This is a genomic window from Lachnotalea glycerini, assembly GCF_003201285.1.
GTDB lineage: Bacteria > Bacillota > Clostridia > Lachnospirales > Lachnospiraceae > Lachnotalea > Lachnotalea glycerini.
On record NZ_QICS01000003.1, the window covers coordinates 54,897 to 71,994 of the forward strand.

General features: G+C 35.7%; 15 protein-coding genes and 1 tRNA gene. 6 read left to right on the plus strand and 10 right to left on the minus strand.

The genetic code is table 11. From position 1 onward, the window contains the following. Positions 1-96 precede the first annotated feature (96 nt). Complete coding sequence (locus C8E03_RS07710) at positions 97-1,098, minus strand: acyltransferase family protein (RefSeq protein WP_110290721.1); 1,002 nt, start codon at positions 1,096-1,098, stop codon at positions 97-99. Positions 1,099-1,278: 180 nt separating this feature from the next. On the opposite strand from C8E03_RS07710, the gene C8E03_RS07715 reads away from it, so the two are divergent. The 4 genes from C8E03_RS07715 to C8E03_RS07730 are packed head-to-tail and all read left to right on the plus strand — an operon-like array spanning position 1,279 to position 5,115. Next, complete coding sequence (locus tag C8E03_RS07715) at positions 1,279-2,448, plus strand: CDP-glycerol glycerophosphotransferase family protein (protein WP_094377062.1); 1,170 nt, start codon at positions 1,279-1,281, stop codon at positions 2,446-2,448. Between the two features lie 58 nt (positions 2,449-2,506). Continuing rightward, positions 2,507-3,298, plus strand: coding sequence for a GNAT family N-acetyltransferase (locus C8E03_RS07720; RefSeq protein WP_170122934.1), 792 nt, complete (start codon positions 2,507-2,509; stop codon positions 3,296-3,298). Between the two features lie 49 nt (positions 3,299-3,347). After that, the gene (locus tag C8E03_RS07725) at positions 3,348-4,400 is read left to right on the plus strand and encodes a pyridoxal phosphate-dependent aminotransferase (protein ID WP_094377064.1); all 1,053 of its coding nucleotides are present in this window, start codon (positions 3,348-3,350) and stop codon (positions 4,398-4,400) included. A 13-nt stretch (positions 4,401-4,413) separates the two neighbouring features. After that, the gene (locus tag C8E03_RS07730) at positions 4,414-5,115 is read left to right on the plus strand and encodes a phosphocholine cytidylyltransferase family protein (RefSeq protein WP_110290723.1); all 702 of its coding nucleotides are present in this window, start codon (positions 4,414-4,416) and stop codon (positions 5,113-5,115) included. A 52-nt stretch (positions 5,116-5,167) separates the two neighbouring features. On the opposite strand, the gene C8E03_RS07735 is transcribed toward C8E03_RS07730, so the two are convergent. From C8E03_RS07735 to C8E03_RS07755, 5 genes are all read right to left on the minus strand, one after another. Then, positions 5,168-7,345 carry a glycosyltransferase family protein gene (locus C8E03_RS07735; RefSeq protein WP_094377066.1) on the minus strand — a complete coding sequence of 726 codons (2,178 nt, stop codon included), beginning with the start codon at positions 7,343-7,345 and terminating at the stop codon, positions 5,168-5,170. A gap of 3 nt (positions 7,346-7,348) precedes the next feature. After that, a complete protein-coding gene (locus C8E03_RS07740; protein WP_094377069.1) occupies positions 7,349-8,185 on the minus strand; it encodes a CvfB family protein in 837 nt (278 codons plus the stop codon). Positions 8,186-8,244: 59 nt separating this feature from the next. Beyond that, on the minus strand, positions 8,245-8,949 hold the full coding sequence (locus C8E03_RS07745; RefSeq protein ID WP_094377067.1) for an acyl-[acyl-carrier-protein] thioesterase: 705 nt from the start codon (positions 8,947-8,949) through the stop codon (positions 8,245-8,247). 364 nt (positions 8,950-9,313) lie between these two features. Beyond that, a tRNA-Gln gene (locus C8E03_RS07750) sits at positions 9,314-9,385 on the minus strand. Positions 9,386-9,621: 236 nt separating this feature from the next. Beyond that, positions 9,622-10,560, minus strand: coding sequence for a GNAT family N-acetyltransferase (locus tag C8E03_RS07755; RefSeq protein ID WP_110290724.1), 939 nt, complete (start codon positions 10,558-10,560; stop codon positions 9,622-9,624). A 104-nt stretch (positions 10,561-10,664) separates the two neighbouring features. Here C8E03_RS07755 and C8E03_RS07760 point away from each other — a divergent pair, with 104 nt between their 5' ends. Then, entirely contained in the window at positions 10,665-11,186 is a 522-nt protein-coding gene (locus C8E03_RS07760; protein WP_094378972.1) for a peptidylprolyl isomerase, read from the plus strand. Positions 11,187-11,270: 84 nt separating this feature from the next. Here the strand turns inward: C8E03_RS07760 and C8E03_RS07765 are convergent, their stop codons facing one another. Both C8E03_RS07765 and C8E03_RS07770 read right to left on the minus strand, forming a co-directional pair. Continuing rightward, a complete protein-coding gene (locus C8E03_RS07765; RefSeq protein ID WP_110290725.1) occupies positions 11,271-12,005 on the minus strand; it encodes a TPM domain-containing protein in 735 nt (244 codons plus the stop codon). Positions 12,006-12,024: 19 nt separating this feature from the next. Then, the gene (locus C8E03_RS07770) at positions 12,025-13,029 is read right to left on the minus strand and encodes a zinc ribbon domain-containing protein (protein ID WP_146212307.1); all 1,005 of its coding nucleotides are present in this window, start codon (positions 13,027-13,029) and stop codon (positions 12,025-12,027) included. Positions 13,030-13,623: 594 nt separating this feature from the next. Between C8E03_RS07770 and C8E03_RS07775 the strand changes: the two genes are divergently transcribed. Continuing rightward, positions 13,624-15,045, plus strand: a complete 1,422-nt coding sequence (locus C8E03_RS07775) for an alanine/glycine:cation symporter family protein (RefSeq protein WP_094378978.1) — start codon at positions 13,624-13,626, stop codon at positions 15,043-15,045. Between the two features lie 50 nt (positions 15,046-15,095). Here the strand turns inward: C8E03_RS07775 and fba are convergent, their stop codons facing one another. Next, positions 15,096-15,962, minus strand: a complete 867-nt coding sequence (gene fba / locus C8E03_RS07780) for a class II fructose-1,6-bisphosphate aldolase (RefSeq protein ID WP_094378980.1) — start codon at positions 15,960-15,962, stop codon at positions 15,096-15,098. A 151-nt stretch (positions 15,963-16,113) separates the two neighbouring features. Further along, positions 16,114-17,070 carry a diacylglycerol/lipid kinase family protein gene (locus C8E03_RS07785; RefSeq protein ID WP_110290726.1) on the minus strand — a complete coding sequence of 319 codons (957 nt, stop codon included), beginning with the start codon at positions 17,068-17,070 and terminating at the stop codon, positions 16,114-16,116. Positions 17,071-17,098 lie beyond the last annotated feature (28 nt).

Sequence of the window (17,098 nt, forward strand, 5' to 3'; positions counted from 1 at the left end):
CTAACATGCCATATCAGTTTCGTCAACGTATTATCAATTACAAAACCTGTATGACTTTTCAAATTAATGATTTCTTAAGGAATGAAAAATATACTCTTATTTTGTAGCTTTTCCAAACATAAGCTGATTCATAACCGGTACTTGCTTAACCATATAGATAAGTGCAGCACTGATCAGACTCATTGCACAAAAAGTTGCGATTACAAAGAGAATTCCTTTCCACGAATAAAGACCGAAATCTATTCTTCCCTGATTAAATATAGTGGCAAAGTGAAAATGAACCGTATAAATTTCCAATGTATACTTGCCTAACCATGCCAACTTTTCCTTTATTACATTTTTCTTACTTTTTAAAAATAGATAAAAGATAACATAGCAGCCAAGCAGCCCCTTAGCAATTTCAATTAGCATAACATAAAGAAAATAAGTATCGCTTGAAATATGATACTTCCAGCACGCAGTAATAAAAAAAACGGCGCTGAAGATAAACAAAACAAATTGAAACCTGTTACTGATTAGCCGGATTAATTCTTCTTTATAAGCGCTGACAAAATAGCCAATAATAAATGGCGGTATATATCTTAGCGTCAGCTCAGGTGTTAAAAAGGTACTGTGAAACGCAAGCTGCAATACCAAAATAATTGATAATACACAAAAAATCATACAAAAGCCAAAAAAGGCATATAATTTTGATCTATTTCGAAAGCCTTTACTCAGCAACTGGGCTGTATACAGCATTCCATTCAAAATAAACAGCGTCATCAAAAACCACAGACCACGATCCAATCGAAATATCGTATTTACAAAGCCTTCTGCCAAGTTGTCCCATTGCTTTAAAAAAAGCCACATAAAAAATGGAACAACATATGACTTTCCTCTTTTACACATGATATTCTTCCACTGCAAGAAATTATCCACAGGTGCCCTAAATCCGCCAATATACCCACTTATCATTATAAAAGCAGGCATTTGAACCGCTTCAATTATTGTATAGATATATGGATCATTTAATTTATTTAAATTTATGATATGCCCTAACATAACAAGAAGGATGACAAAGCCTTTCATGGCATCCAAGGATATGTTTCTTTCTTTCATTAATAAAATAACTCCTTTTCAAATAGGTTCCTTGCTATTGTATCATATTCTGCTTCACCTTCCAACATTTAATGCACGTTGGATTGATATGTTATTGTCTTACTGCTTTCAATTATGAATAGATAAGTGACCTATTATGTGATAATATAAAATAATAATTGATAGGAATAGGAGCAGCTTATGAAGAAAATTCTTGTAAAAATATATTTACTTTTTCACAGCAGATACATTCATCTGTGTTGGAGCATCTTTACCCACTTTAAAATAGTACCCGATAAGATTGTATTCAGCAATTTTAATGGCGGAGGCTATGGTGATAATCCTAAATTTATCGCACAGGAAATCATTGATTCCAAGCTTTCATATAAGCTGATCTGGATCTCTGGAGAGGACACAAATACATTTCCGCTCGAAATAACGCCTGTAAAGCCTAATTCAACCGCTTTCGTATATCATATGGCAACAGCAGGTTTTTGGGTGGATAATACGAGAAAATTATATTATTTTAAAAAACGTAAAGAGCAATATTACATTCAGACATGGCATGGTGGTCCGGGACTAAAAAAGGTAGAAAAAGACTGTGAGTCAGTTTTAAGCGAAGCATATAAAGCATATGCCAAAATAGATTCCGGTCAAATTGACTTATTTTTATCCTGCTGCAAATGGTGTAGTGATCTGTATCACTCCTCCTTTTGGTACAATGGCCCTCTCTTAGAAAAAGGCATACCTAAAAACGACTTATACTTTAAGGATTCTGCTCCAATCAGAAAAAAAGTATTTGATTCCTACCATCTGGATTCTGATAAAAAGCTTATTATGTACGCACCTACCTATCGGGATAACCGTAAAACAAACATGTATAATCTGGATTGTGATCGAGTGCTTATGGCTTTAGAGAAGCGCTTTGGAGGCTCCTTTGCCATCTTGATCCGCCTTCATCCCAATGTAGCAGAGCAAGCTCATATCTTTACTTATACTGACCGCATTCTCAATGCAAGCAAGTATAAAAACATGCAGGAGCTTTTAGTTGCTTCTGATATGATTATAACAGACTATTCAGGCTGCGCCTTTGACTATCCTATTTTAAAAAAGCCAGGATTTTTATATGCAGAAGATTATGAGGAAATGAAACGGACAAAAGACTACTACTTTTCTCTTGAAGAGCTTCCGTTCTCGCTGAGCTTAGACAATGATGAATTAGTTCAACATATTGAGGATTTTGATTATAAAAAATATCTGGAAGAATGTGAGCGATACGTAGAAAACATTCAATATTTTGATGATGGAAATGCCTCAAAGGCTGTCGTTGACGTTATTACTTGTAAAATAAAGGATACTGTAATATACTAAACCTTAGGTGATTTAATTCTTTCACTGTTAATTAAGTATCGTGTGAATGGAGGTTTTTATGTACCAGCTTGCCAATCAAAGCAACATAAATGAGCTTTTATCTTATTTTGAACAGGACTTAACGAACTGTTTATATAGCTATATTGATTTAAAAAAATATGGAATTGCAAATAAAGCACTAAGCATCTATTATTATAAGGAAGAAAATGAAATTCGTGCTGTTGCTACAAAATATTACAATGGTCTTCAGCTTTTTTCCTATCACAGCGAGTTTCCGCTCCATGCCACGGTGGCTTTAATTATAAAACTTAAGCCTTCTATCATATCCTCTACAACCGATGTAATTGATTTGTTATCGCATGAGCTTAGCAAGGAATATCAGGTGGAAAAGGGATTTGTTACCTCGTTAATCCAAACCAATGAATTGATATCCAAATCAGACGTTCAATGTGCAGATGTCAACGATTTAGAAGAAATCGCAAAGCTGATATGCAGTGATTACGGTTTAGGAGGTCATTATGATGTGATTCAGCTAAAGAATCAGCTATCGACCAGAATGCAGGAGAAATTTGGACGTAATTATATCATACGTCAAAATGGACAAATTGTTTGTCATGCTGCTACCTATGCAGAAGTTGATAATCTAGCGGTTATCAGCGGAGTTATAACTCATCCCGATTTCCGTGGCAGGGGCTTGGCCAGAGAAGTTGTCACAAAGCTGTGTGATGATTTATTATCCGAAAGAAAGCAGCCTTATTTGTTCTATTATACAAAAGATTCCGAACGTTTATATAAAAAAATCGGATTCACTTCCAAGAGCAGTTGGGGCAAACTTGCCAAACAGGAATAACAATAAAAGGAATAATCTATATGCGCTTATCGCAGCAATGGAGGTAATTATGTATTATGTAAACCAAAATATAAAAGATGTAGTTCGTATCTTCCCACCACAGAATCGCTACGGTTATTTAAGATTGGATATGAACGAAAATCCCGAAGGACTCCCTCAGCAATTCGTAGATGAGGTATTAGAAGAATTTACACCGGAATATCTGGCAACCTATCCTGAGCCTGATGTATTTATACAAAAATACGCCGCTTTTGTAAAGGTAAAACCGGAAAATATCTGTATCACAAATGGTTCGGATGCCGCCATTCGTTATGCCTTTGAGGTATTCGCCGAAAAAGGAAGCAGTGTTGTAACGGTAACACCTAGCTTTGAAATGTACGGAGTCAATTGCAATATGCTGGGATTGGTACACAAACCAGTGCCATATTCCTCTGATTTTACAATATCAATTGACCGTATTATTGAAGCAATTGATGATACGACAGACATCATAGTTTTACTAAATCCAAATAATCCAATCGGACCAAACTTTACATTAGAAGAAGTAACAAGAGTGATCAGCAAAGCCAATCAGGTAGGCGCTGTGGTTATTTTTGATGAAGCTTACCATTATTTTTGTAAAAGCTCCTTTCTCGATTTAATAGAAAAATATGATAATGTATTAATTTTCCGTACTTTTTCAAAGTTATTTTCACTTGCAGGCTGTCGTCTTGGTATGGTAATCAGTAATACAACAATCATCGAATATTTGAGAAAGGCTCGTCCATCCTTTGAAGTAAATGCACTTGCATTAAAATTCGGTGAGAAAATAATAGATCACCCGGAGATATTTGATGCACTTATTAAAACAGCAGAATTAGGTAGAAGCTATTTACTGAATTCTTTAGAAAAGAATCATTATGAATACTACCCTCAAAGCGGAAATTTTATTTTTATAAAGCCACATATTGATTCTAATATGCTTGCCTGCCGTCTTATGAATAACAAGATTCTGGTAAAAACCTATGGAAATGATTTGTTAAAGGATTATATTCGCATCAACACCGGTTCAGTTAAAGTTATGGAACAATTTATGAACGCTTTACTAGAAGCAGATCGTTAATAAGGAGGTATGCATGAAAGCATTTCTACTGGCGGCAGGTGTAGGCAGCCGAATTAGCCGTGAAATATCAAAGCCTAAAAGTCTTTTGGACATAGGAGACGGTACTCCGTTAATACGGCATACCGTGGCTCTCTTGCAACAATACAAAATAGAAGTTTCTATTGTGGTTGGCTATCAAAAGCATCTATTTTATGAAGCACTGAGTGGGATGAATGTTACTTTCTATGATAACCCCTTTTACCGTGTTTCCAACAGTATCGCATCTCTTTGGTTTGCCAAGGATGCACTGATTGCTGATGATGATTATTTATTTGCAAATGCAGATGTCTTTTTTGAGAAAGACATTCTTGAGAAAATACTTCAATCGTCGGAAGATATCACTATGCTTGCTGATTATAGGAAAATCGAAGAGGGGGATTATTTCTTCCATTGTGAAAATGGTCTGGTTACCAAATATGGTAAGGACTTAACTATTCCAGAGCGAACCTGTGAATATGTCGGTATTGCAAAGGTAGGGAAAAATTATGTTGAGCATTTCAAAGAAGTAATGATTCGAATGATAGAGCAGGAGGATTATAAAACTTGGTGGGAAACTGTACTCTATTCTCATTGTGAGGAGTTTCCAATTCATACATTGGATGTCGCTCCTTATTTCTGGTCAGAGATTGATTATATTGAAGATTATGAACGAATCGTTGAATATATAAATAAATAACCAACACTTTAAAAAGGATTTGAGCACAAACAATACTCAAACCCTTTTTTCTTTACTTTTCACTCGTTTCTTTGTCTGGTTTTTGGATAAGTAGTATGGCACTTAGGAATAATTCAAGCGCAAGCAAAAATACTGCCAATGCAAGATATTTCTTTGGCGATAAAAAGCTCTCTTCAAGTGATTGGTAAATTTGAAAGGTCAAGCTTCCTCTTGTCTCTTCACCATTTAAGCTCAGCTTTCCATCCTCATAAATATTCCAGTTTCCGGTATTGTACATCATAAACACAATATTATGATTCTCATCTGCTTTTTGTGTCGTTATCTTAAGCTTATATGTAGTTGCTTTATCAGGTACAATTGTTTCCAGTGGAATACGATAATAATCCGTATCAAAGGCTAAAGAACCAACCACCTCATCCGTTACAATAACCTGATTCTCCTCATCTAAGAGTTGAACCTTATACAAGGAGGTATTCTCCTCTCCAGTAAAGTTTCGAACCTTAATTCCGATTCTGTTAAAGGCTCTGTTTGTTACAAAGGTTTGTACAATCTCATCTCCACTTAACAAAGCAGGGCATTCATTCTCATGGAAATCCTGATTGGCAGCAATTGGATATTGCTTAAATGGAACTTCAACCATTTCATGATAACCTGCAAACAAAAATAAAGTTGTTGAAACCAAACCAAGTGCACATGTTCCCATCAATGCCCGATGTGCTTTGTTTTTCTTCATATGCATACAAAACCATTCCTGCCCATCATTAGCAAGAATCAAGACAAGAAACGTAAAGCAAATATTGTATGCAGCTCCGGTTTCCCATATCAGATGAAAAATAATGCCGCCCAACAGATTAAGAGAAATAATAAAGACTGGCTGATCAAATCTCCTCTTTAAGCCCCTTACTGCACTAATAAGCACCAAAATCATCAACAACAGATTATACATATGACAGTAGCTGACAAAAATATCCTTTTTGCTTCCGGTCAGATAATCATTAACTGCGTAATAAGTCTTATTGTCACTTAAGCTGTCAATCGTTGCATCTAAACCATCTGACCAGGTCACCTTTAATTTGTTTAATATTAAATGAATGGTTCCATCCACCCCTAAATCAGAAATTCTTCTTTTATATTCCTCAAGGTTTGCCTGAACGCGCTCCTCCTTAGTCGGTAAACTAAATGTATAATTAAAGTCTTCCGTATTAAAACCGCCACTGCCCTGCGCCCCCATCATAAGCCAATGAGTAACAGGAAAGGCTGTTTGGGAATAATCAAACTTCACATACTTCTTTTCCAATATGTGATAGCATCCTCCCGCAAGAGCCAACGTAACTGCAATAATAAAAACTGATTTAACCAGTCTTAACACGCCTGCCTTATTAAGCTTCTCTCTCCTTTGGAGCAGCATATAGATACCGATTGCCAGCAAAGTAATGATAACTGTAACCCGTAGCTGAAACCCAAAATAAAAAATAAGCGTTGCTAATATAGTATAAATTACTTTATTAACAGCCTTTTTCTCTCTTAATGCAAGCAAAAAGAAATAAATTAATCCCATAATAAACGGCATGCTTAAGGTAGATGTATACACAAGAATTGTATACGCATAAAGTAATGGGTTCATTGCACTAAGAACTAAAAACTTAAGTGCTTTCGTACCTGTAAATAGCATTTGAATGATTCGATAGGCAAAAAACATTGCCAAGTCAATAAAAACGACATTGATAAAATCCAAATATAATAAAAAATACTTATAGTTTAACCCCAGCGTTCCTCCAAGTTTAAGAATCAAATGTTCATAAATACAAAGTGGAATATTATTAGGATAAATAGAAAAATAGCCTTCAATTGCAGTAGGTGAAATGGTTCCTGATTGAAACATATCAAGCGCCTGATCAAAAACCATACCTGGGTCGCTGCGAAGAGGTGAACGGATAAAATATATCACCATAATTTGTATCACAGCAATCAAAATACCAACAATAGCTGCACATCTATTTCTTTGTTTTTGATTATACCTTTCAATAGGAATTCCTGCCACATGCACAAAAGCAAATAAAAAAATAGCTCCTGTGAGTAAAAAAAGTGGAACTTGAACCCCTTTCATAATACCAGAAAGATAATCTGCATAATCCAAATTCATAAATGTAAATATGACAATTATAAACATAAATAAGGCGAGAAGTATAATCGAAAACAAATAAAACGTTTTCCTTATTCTATCGGGCATTGTCTAATTTCTCCTTATAATGCTTTCTTCCTTAATTTCAATTTTGCCTTCTTTCAGCAGACGACCTACTGCCCTCTTAAAAGCATTTTTACTGAGGCCAAATTCTTGCTTTATGATTTCAGGATCCGCTTTATCAGTAAACGGTAACATTCCTTCATTCTTTTCCATCGCTTCCATAACAAGCCTTGCATCCTCGTCCATTTGAAGATAGGCTTTTTCTCTTACACTTAAGTCCAATTTTCCGTCAGCCTTAACATTCACGACTCTGGCAGATATCACATCTCCAACTTTCATATTACCATAGGCTTCTTTCTTGCTGATTAAACCGGAATATTTGTAATCCACTGCAACAAACAAACCAAACTCATCACTCTTTTCATAAATGATTCCAGTTACCTTATCTTCCTTTTGGTAAGGGGAGTCCAATTCTAAATATTCATATACATTCATGGTTGCACACAATCTGCTGCTCTTATCAATATAAAGTGCAACCAGACACTTATCATCCTTTTTCACTCGCCAAGTCTGTTCCTTAAAAGGCAAGAACAAATCCTTTTCCAATCCCCAATCTAAAAATGCTCCTATTTTACCTACCTCCACTACATCAAGTGTAGCGATCTGCCCTAGCTGTAATTTCGGTTCCTTTACAGTTGCAATAATTCTGTCGTTCGAATCCTTATAGATAAAAACATTTAGCTTATCATTTAGCTTCGTACCTTCAGGTACCTGCCTTTTAGGAAGAAGAATTTTATCCTCTGCATTCATTTCCTCTCCCAGGTATACTCCAAATTCTACCTGCTTCACTACAAATAATTCTTGCCTTTTTCCTAATTCAAACATACTATTTTGTATGATATATATCACTATATCATACGCTCCTTTCTCCTTAATAATTTCATCTATAAAACAAATTCGACAGTTGCATAGGTTATTTCACCTTCATCACACAACTCTACAATATACTTATTATCCTTAATTGCCAATTTGGGAATAATTAAATCGTTTAATACCGCTGCTTTTTTATACTCTGCTCTCATATGCTTCACAAAGACTCCCTTTGGCAAATAATCCTCGGCCATCTGTATATACTGTCCATTATTCACATGATTATTCGTATCCAGATTGCTTCTTCTTACCCTGAATGTTTCAAGTCTTGTGTAATCTTGAAGCATTTTAATCTTTCTTGGCAAATAAACCATATCAATGGGGGGTTCTATCTCATAGCCTTCTTGATCCTCTTCGGTTATTTTAGTTGGATGTCCAGTTTCCAGATCTACCAGTGCCCATAAAGTATTCGCCTCAACTGCTACCTGATTAACAGCATCATAAATAATAAAATTTCTTTCACCATAAAAACCCTTAAAAGCATGTGCCCAAGTACCAACCGTAATATCATCTCCAAGCTTTAACAATCGATTGACATTCACTTGCCACGAAGTCAACAGCCATCCCTTATTTCTCTTAGTTAAAGTGGAAAATCCCTGTCCGATGCTCTCAGACTGAAATGTACTGCAATCCTGAAAGTAATTAACGATTGAGCTGACTGGTGTTGTTGCATCTATGCCTGTTTCACTATATCTGACCTTTGTTTGAAAGCTATACATACTTCTTCCCTCTCTTAACCTAATGATCTTTTATCCATACTATTTCATTTTCTAATAAAGCCGCCGAATAAACATGTTGCACTAATATTTAAGATATTATAACACAATCCGCTAAAATTGTGTAACTATTCAGTACCTTCTTAATAACCGATGTGCGTTGTACACATACTTTTATATGTACCACAACAAGGTCTTAAGGTCTTTGCTTTAACAATTCATTTCTCCATTACCCCTGCTCCTAATACCAACTTGTGGTTCGCTACACTTGGCGGTAAATACCCGTGGCTAGACTTTCACTCGCTAGATTATGCCATGTCTGGCACACAATGAAAAACCCTGTAAGTATTACTTACAGGGTTAGTAGCTGGGCTACAAGGATTCGAACCTTGAAATGCTGGAGTCAGAGTCCAGTGCCTTACCATTTGGCGATAGCCCAATATACAGCTTGAATCTCTCTGCTGTTACGTCAACAAGATGTATTATATATGATAAAACGTTTTATTTCAAGTATTTTTTTGATTTTTTTTGATTTTTATTTCAATTGTTTTTGATACATAGAAAATAAAATGCTTCCATTTTAACCAAATTAATTGTTAGTGAAAGATTATTGGCAATCTTTTCTTTCGGTTTGAAAGACAAATTAAGCTCCTATGTTTTATTCATTATACCCTCTCATACAGCGTATGTCCATCTATACCAAGACAGAGATTCCTTGTCAATCTCAGCGTCCTTCAAATACACAAAACCCAATTTTTTAACAAGTGCAATGGAGGCATGATTTTCTCTATGAATAAAACAATTTACTTTTGTACAATCAATATTTTTAACTGCAAATTCTAAAATTTTATTACAGGCCTCTGTGGCAAATCCCTGATTTTGATAAGCGACACCGATTAGATATCCCAGTTCAATTTGAATTTCTCCATCAACCCTTCGGTTGTTTAGACCTGCCCGTCCAATTAGCCTGCCCGTTTTTTTCTCGATCAATGACCACAGACCATAACCATAAAAACCATACATGTTTTTGATATAGGCTTTAGTATATTCTATTTCCATTTCTCTCTCATATAAAGGTTCCAAAAATTTCGTAATTGTGGGATGTGCATACAATTCGTATAGTTCATCCAAATCCTCTAAGACCATTTCTCTTATGATTAATCTGCTTGTTTTGGCAATCATGACAGGCTCATGATAAAATCTTTGATAAACCTGCATTACAAACGTGTAATCAACCTCTTCAAAACCTTGCACCAGCATATCTGCCTGAAATAAATCTTGTCCAAGTTCTGGGACATCGAAACCTATGATGGGTATCTTTAGCCTTACTGCCGCTTCCATCACACATTCTAAATCACTGATTATCAAACACTCTTTCCAAGCATTTTCACTCTCTACTATAGAGTTAATTTTGCTGATGACCTGACAGCTTCTTTCTTCCTTATCCGGTATCTCTTTTGGTAACCAATTAGGTTGATCCAAAGCAAGCTCCTGTATTTTTACTTCGTTTTTCTTCAAGTCTTCTAATAATGACAAAAAACCTTCTATCTTTTCATAAGGTCTTACTGCCTTTGTATCTGTCGTGGTCAACTGCAATATAATTAATTTAAGCATAGAATTCTCCAATAATTTTTTAATACGCCTTTACTATTTCTATTTTATCATATAAAATAGAAAGACAGTTTAATTATAAATAAATTTTGAAAGGAAGTATCAAAATGGCAATTAACCCAAATGTTATTTTCGAAATGGAAAACGGAGACATCATTAAGGCTGAATTATATCCTGAGGTTGCTCCGAATACAGTAAATAATTTTATATCTCTTGTAAAGGATGGCTTTTATGATGGTCTTATCTTTCACAGAGTTATTTTAGGTTTCATGATTCAGGGCGGCTGTCCGGACGGAAATGGAATGGGAGGCCCGGGATATTCAATCGCAGGCGAATTTACGTCAAATGGTTTTACAAATAATTTAAAGCATGAACCTGGCGTTCTCTCCATGGCACGCGCTATGGCACCTAATTCAGCAGGCTCACAATTTTTTATCATGCATAAAACATCTCCTCATTTAGATGGTTCCTATGCAGCATTTGGAAAAGTTACAGAAGGACTTGATGTGGTAAATAAAATCGCAGAGGTTTCCGTTGACTATAATGATAAGCCACTTGAACCACAGGTCATTAAATCAGCCACCTTAGAGCTTTTTGGAGAAGAATATCCTGAACCTGAGAAGTGCTAACAAAAGGGGAAAAGAACACTGTGCTTATAAAAATGCAAGCGTTGTTTTCCCTTTTTCTATTTACTTTTTGGCGGAATCAATCTATTAAAAGCCGCCGCTGCTTCCTCCGTGTCTGTTTCCGCTGCTTCCTATATGCGTTCCCCTCTGTTCCTTTGGAGTGTTGTTAATATGTCTCTTTATCGTGGTTGTCCTTTGAAATACATCATGCTGCTGTGTGACGTTGCTTTTATGACCACTTGCATACGTAAAGCCATTCACGCTTATCTTACTCTTACTTGTGCTATACATAATCCAAATTGTAATCGAAGCAACTCCAAGAGCTGCAATGAATTCGATCAATAAATCCAAAATCTGTTTCCTTGAAATATAATCTTGTGTACTCTCAATATAGCTTTCAAAACCTTTATAGTATTGTCCATCAGTTAGATAAGAGGAAGCCTCTTCCATGATCTTATCTGAAATACTCTGCGAGAACAACTTGGCACAATCTCCACTTGTTGAAAAAGCACACTTTTGTTCTTCCATTGCGATTAAAAACAAAGTTCCGTTTCCCATTTCCTTGTTATATCCAAAGCCATTATCATCATAGAAATCATCGGCATATTTTGTTGCTGTTTTTCCATCCAAGCTTTCAACAATCACTACAACAAAATCAGCCTTTGATTTTTGTGCCGCTTTCATGCACAGTTGATTAAGGCTGTCTTCTTCTTCCTCTGATAAAAGATTGGCATTATCATATACCTTTTTCTGCTCACGGTCAAAGCCGCATGCAAATAGAAAAACAAAAACACTGATCAAGCATATTATATATCTTTTCATATCAATATATCTGCCCTTTCTAAAAGAATAAATTGCCTAGCAGGCGTAAGAGTACAAAAGTGATTGCAACGGTAGCAACAAACCAGCCTGCTGCCTTTTTCTTACTGACAGGCAAATCACCGACTACCTTACCTGTCTGCCCATTCATTGCAAAGACAAAGTTCTTTCCTAAATAACGATAGTTTAGAAGCCATACAGGTAATAAAACATATTTCGAGCTGGTATTGTCTAGTCTTACATCTTCATACACTACGGTAGTAGTAGCATATCCACTGATTGTATTTCTAGCCGCAGACGAAGCATATTCTTGTATACGCTGTTCAATTCTTTCTTTCATTTCATAACTTGAGTAGGAGTATTTTTCCGATAAAAATCCTGACAAATATGGCATTTGGAATTGCTTTAGTGACCCATAATTAAATGGTTCCAATTTATCCATAATCTCATCATCCATATTCTTGGAAGCATCAGCCGGTACCTTCCGATAAGTAGTTTTGACCTCGCGGTATACATCAAAATGATCGGTATGTACGTATTCTGTGTCCTTATGTCTCTCCACTCTGACTCTCGTGCAATCAGCCCGAAGTGATACCTCAGTGTCATAGTCGTACAGCCAAAATGGCACATACATTCCACTGATTTTTTCTATCGTACTTTGACTTGTAAAGCTCCTTGGTGTTAGCAAACCCTTTTTACACCATTTTAAGTATGCTGCCTTGGCTTCTTCCTTACTAATTGAAAAAGGAATCATTGCATATGGTTTGTCCTGCAGGATTCTGTTTTCTATCAGGGCTGAATTACCACAATAATTGCAAAATGTCGCAGTTGTATTTACATCCGTTAAAAGCTCAGCTCCACACGTTGGACACTGATATGATTTTACCTCCATCTTATCATCATTTACACCCGTATCCGCTTCCTCTATACACTTTACCGTGTCGCAATGAGGACATTTTAATTGTTGCTTTTCACTGTCAAATACCATATTGGCTCCACAGTTAGGACAATGATATACCAAAACCATATTTTATTAAATCCTTTCTTGATGATCAAGTGAATCTACATATTCAGCAACGCTGCTTGTCTTATTTTAACAAAATGAATGTGTTGTGTAAATCCCCCATAACATATTCTAAATGATTAAATGGTATATTATTCTTTTTATTCACAAATTATTCATATATCCTTTAAAAAAACTTAACGTATCACTCACGAATTCTTAATAGATGTTTTATATAATGTTTTTAAGCTAATTAATAATTAATGCAAGAGATTATAATTAACTTTAAAAATAAACTTTTTCATATTACATGCCAAGCAGAAAACTGCTTGGCATCCTCCCTTTTTAAGACTCTTTTTATCTACTTATGTGAATTTTGAAATAGAATCCATTATCAATTATGAATATTACACTTTTTCCCAACATAGTTTTATTATGAATCAATTGAATCACAGAAAAGACGAATTAAGTATTTTATTGACTAAAATTGATTGTTCATATAAAATTATAAGTGCTATGGACGTGCACGATACATACTACACGTCCTATTTTTTTTCACATAGCAATTCAAGAAAGATTTCTTTGTACGTAAAAAATTTAGAAAGGATGCTTTTTATAATGGAACATTTTATTTCTAACATTGATTCAATCAATCAAATATTAAACAACTTTATCTGGGGTCCCATCATGCTTGCTTTTTTTCTTGGCATTGGACTTATGTTTACTTTACGAACCAAATTTTTTCAATTAACTCATTATAAAATGTGGCTTGGAAATACTATTCTAGCCTGTCTTAGTAAAAAAGGAGTTCGAAAAACAAAAGAGAAACATTCTATCTCACAATTCCAGTCGCTTTGCACCGCACTGGCAGGTACCATCGGAACCGGCAACATAGCAGGTGTTGCAACTGCAATTGCAGCAGGAGGTCCTGGAGCGATCTTTTGGATGTGGTTAAGCGCATTTTTTGGCATGATGACAAATTTTGCTGAAAAATCATTAGGTATCAAATACCGCTATAAAAATGATAAGGGATTTTGGATCGGCGGAGCCATGGTCTATATTGAAAAAGGACTTGGTGTAAAATGGCTGGCCGTACTATTTTCTGTCTTTTGTGCTTTTGCTTCCTTTGGTATCGGGAATATGGCACAGATACAATCCATTTCAAGTAGTTTACATAATTCTTTTCAAATTCCTCCACTCTTAACAGGTGTTGTCGTAGCCTCTTGCGTTGCAATGGTTATAATGGGTGGCATCAAGCGTATTTCAAGTGTTACTGAGAAATTTGTGCCTTTTATGGCACTGCTGTATATTGCCGGAGGACTTGTCGTAATTCTGGCTAATATAGAGGCTGTCCCTGCCGCGTTTGCTTCTATTTTTGGAGAAGCCTTTCGTTTTAAGGCAGCAGGAGGCGGCATTGCAGGATATGGGATTGCAGTTGCAATGAAGAAAGGTATCTCCAGAGGCGTATTTTCCAATGAGGCGGGTCTTGGTTCATCCGTCATGGTACATTCAGCCTCTGATGTAAAAGAACCTGTTATTCAGGGAATGTGGGGAATGTTTGAGGTATTTGCCGATACTCTTGTAGTCTGCACAATTACGGCTCTCACCATTTTAACCTCAGGCATATATGATATGAATACATACATCTCTAATACTGCCGGCAATATTCCAAATCTGGATGGAGCTCCGCTGACTGCAGAATCATTTGCCTCTGTTATACCTTATGGTTCACAATTTGTAGCCTTATCCATTTTGTTTTTTGCTTTCTCTACTCTGCTTGGCTGGTCGTATTACGGGGAGCGTGCGGTTGAGTATTTATTTGGACTAAAAGCGATTGTACCTTACAAAATATGCTATGTATTTGTTATCGTTATCGGTTCAGTTTCCTCCGTCAGGCTTGCTTGGGAAATTTCCGACACACTTAATGGCTTCATGGCAATTCCCAATCTGATTGCACTCACGCTTTTGTCCGGTGAAGTAATGCAGATGTTGAAAGATTATTTAGCCAGATACGTTACCAAAAAAAGGTCTTTCCTATGAATGAAAAAAGGATATGCAAGATTTTCTCCTGCATATCCTTTTAATCTATTTTATTCAGCTTTTCCGATGGAGCCAAATAATTCCATCTTTTCTTTTACCGTAGCTTTAATTGCATCCGTACCCGGAGCTAACAGCTTACGTGGGTCAAAGCCTTTTCCTGACAAGTCTTTACCTGCTTCAATATATTTTCTAGTAGCATCTGCAAATGTTAACTGACATTCTGTATTTACATTGATTTTAGCAACGCCTAATGAGATTGCTTTCTTAATCATATCTTCGGGAATACCAGTACCACCATGTAAAACAAGTGGCATCTCACCAGTTAATTTTTGAATTTCTGCTAATACTTCAAAGTTTAAGCCTGTCCAATTAGCCGGATATTTTCCATGAATATTTCCAATTCCTGCTGCAAGCATTGTTACGCCAAGATCTGCGATTGACTTACATTCTTTAGGATCTGCTACTTCACCATTTCCAATTACACCGTCTTCTTCTCCCCCAATAGAACCAACTTCCGCTTCAAGAGACATACCCTTATCAGCACAAATTTTAACTAACTCTTTCGTCTTTTCAATGTTCTCAGCGATTGGGTAATGAGAACCATCAAACATAATGGATGAAAAACCTGCCTCCACACATTTCATGCAGCCTTCAAAGCTTCCATGATCTAAATGAAGTGCAACCGGAACCGTAATGTTTAATTCCTCCATCATTCCGTTCACCATGCCGACAACAGTCTTGTAACCTGTCATATATTTACCAGCGCCTTCTGATACGCCCAAAATAACGGGTGATTTATATTCTTGTGCTATTAATAAAACTGCTTTCGTCCATTCTAAGTTATTAATGTTAAACTGACCTACTGCATATTTTCCTGCTTTTGCCTTTTGAAGCATTTCTTTTGCTGATACTAACATATTTTTTAACCTCCGTTTATAGTCGATATGATTAATCTGTTCCGTTATGATTCTAAAAATATTATACAATACTTTATGACAAAATAAAACCCGAATTTGTTAAATATTTCACTTTCCCTTATTTCACTTTCATATTTTAAAGAATTGCTTATTAAAGACTTGTGTCCGTACAGTTATTTTCTTTCTCATTGTGTTGCTGGATCAAAAGTTTTTGCTCAAGATCCACTTTAATGCTTAAGGCTTGCTTATTATTAATAATAACGGCCTCTTTATGCTCTCCGCCAAATTCACCATCCAAAGTCCATGGGATTGCTTCTTCAGACGAAAAAACCACTCGATTCGTCTTATAGGAACAAATATATTGCGAATTCAAGTCCTCAATTAACAAGGTAGCAATAATTTCCTGTAACTCAATTGGATTATTGGGTTTTTTAATAAAAGCTGCTTCAAATAGCCCATCATCTAATAATACATTCTTACCCGTCATATTTTTAAAACCACCCACTGAAATAGAGTTGGTTACCATTCCAAATATAAATTCATCCTCTATAATTTCACCGTTGCATTCAATTTTTAATTGATAGGAACGAATCGAACTAAGACGTTTTACTCCTTCTAGTATATAAGCAGCATGCCCCAGAATATTTTTAACCTCCTGCTTCGTTTGATATGATACATCTGTAAAAATACCAAAGGCTGCAATATATACAAAATTGTCATGATTAAAGGAACCTATATCACTTAGAAAGTAATCATTTCCGACGGTTACCTCGGCTGCTTTAACTATATTTTTAGGTATTTTAAGACTATTTGCGAAATCATTTGTGCTTCCTGTAGGTATATAACCTATCGGAATCTTCTCCTGTCTTTTCATCATGCCGGTGACCACCTGATCAAGAGTACCATCACCACCGCTGCATACCACCAGCTCATAAATACCTTCCGGTAAGTCTCTTATTAGTTCCATTGCATCCTCACCTCTTTGAGTGGGATAAATAGTTATTTCAAAATCATTCTTCGTAAAAATATCAAGAATATCGATTAATTTATTTTTAATTTGAGCTTTACCTGCGAAAGGATTAAAGATAAACATCATTTTTTTTCTCATAATGCGCTCCTAACATAACATAAATATA

Coding starts and splice junctions, on each gene's coding strand:
- C8E03_RS07710 (WP_110290721.1), bottom strand. CDS start 1,098: ATGAAAGAAAGAAACATATCCTTGGATGCCATGAAAGGCTTTGTCATC.
- C8E03_RS07715 (WP_094377062.1), top strand. CDS start 1,279: ATGAAGAAAATTCTTGTAAAAATATATTTACTTTTTCACAGCAGATAC.
- C8E03_RS07720 (WP_170122934.1), top strand. CDS start 2,507: ATGTACCAGCTTGCCAATCAAAGCAACATAAATGAGCTTTTATCTTAT.
- C8E03_RS07725 (WP_094377064.1), top strand. CDS start 3,348: ATGTATTATGTAAACCAAAATATAAAAGATGTAGTTCGTATCTTCCCA.
- C8E03_RS07730 (WP_110290723.1), top strand. CDS start 4,414: ATGAAAGCATTTCTACTGGCGGCAGGTGTAGGCAGCCGAATTAGCCGT.
- C8E03_RS07735 (WP_094377066.1), bottom strand. CDS start 7,345: ATGCCCGATAGAATAAGGAAAACGTTTTATTTGTTTTCGATTATACTT.
- C8E03_RS07740 (WP_094377069.1), bottom strand. CDS start 8,185: ATGTTTGAATTAGGAAAAAGGCAAGAATTATTTGTAGTGAAGCAGGTA.
- C8E03_RS07745 (WP_094377067.1), bottom strand. CDS start 8,949: ATGTATAGCTTTCAAACAAAGGTCAGATATAGTGAAACAGGCATAGAT.
- C8E03_RS07755 (WP_110290724.1), bottom strand. CDS start 10,560: ATGCTTAAATTAATTATATTGCAGTTGACCACGACAGATACAAAGGCA.
- C8E03_RS07760 (WP_094378972.1), top strand. CDS start 10,665: ATGGCAATTAACCCAAATGTTATTTTCGAAATGGAAAACGGAGACATC.
- C8E03_RS07765 (WP_110290725.1), bottom strand. CDS start 12,005: ATGAAAAGATATATAATATGCTTGATCAGTGTTTTTGTTTTTCTATTT.
- C8E03_RS07770 (WP_146212307.1), bottom strand. CDS start 13,029: ATGGTTTTGGTATATCATTGTCCTAACTGTGGAGCCAATATGGTATTT.
- C8E03_RS07775 (WP_094378978.1), top strand. CDS start 13,624: ATGGAACATTTTATTTCTAACATTGATTCAATCAATCAAATATTAAAC.
- fba (WP_094378980.1), bottom strand. CDS start 15,962: ATGTTAGTATCAGCAAAAGAAATGCTTCAAAAGGCAAAAGCAGGAAAA.
- C8E03_RS07785 (WP_110290726.1), bottom strand. CDS start 17,070: ATGAGAAAAAAAATGATGTTTATCTTTAATCCTTTCGCAGGTAAAGCT.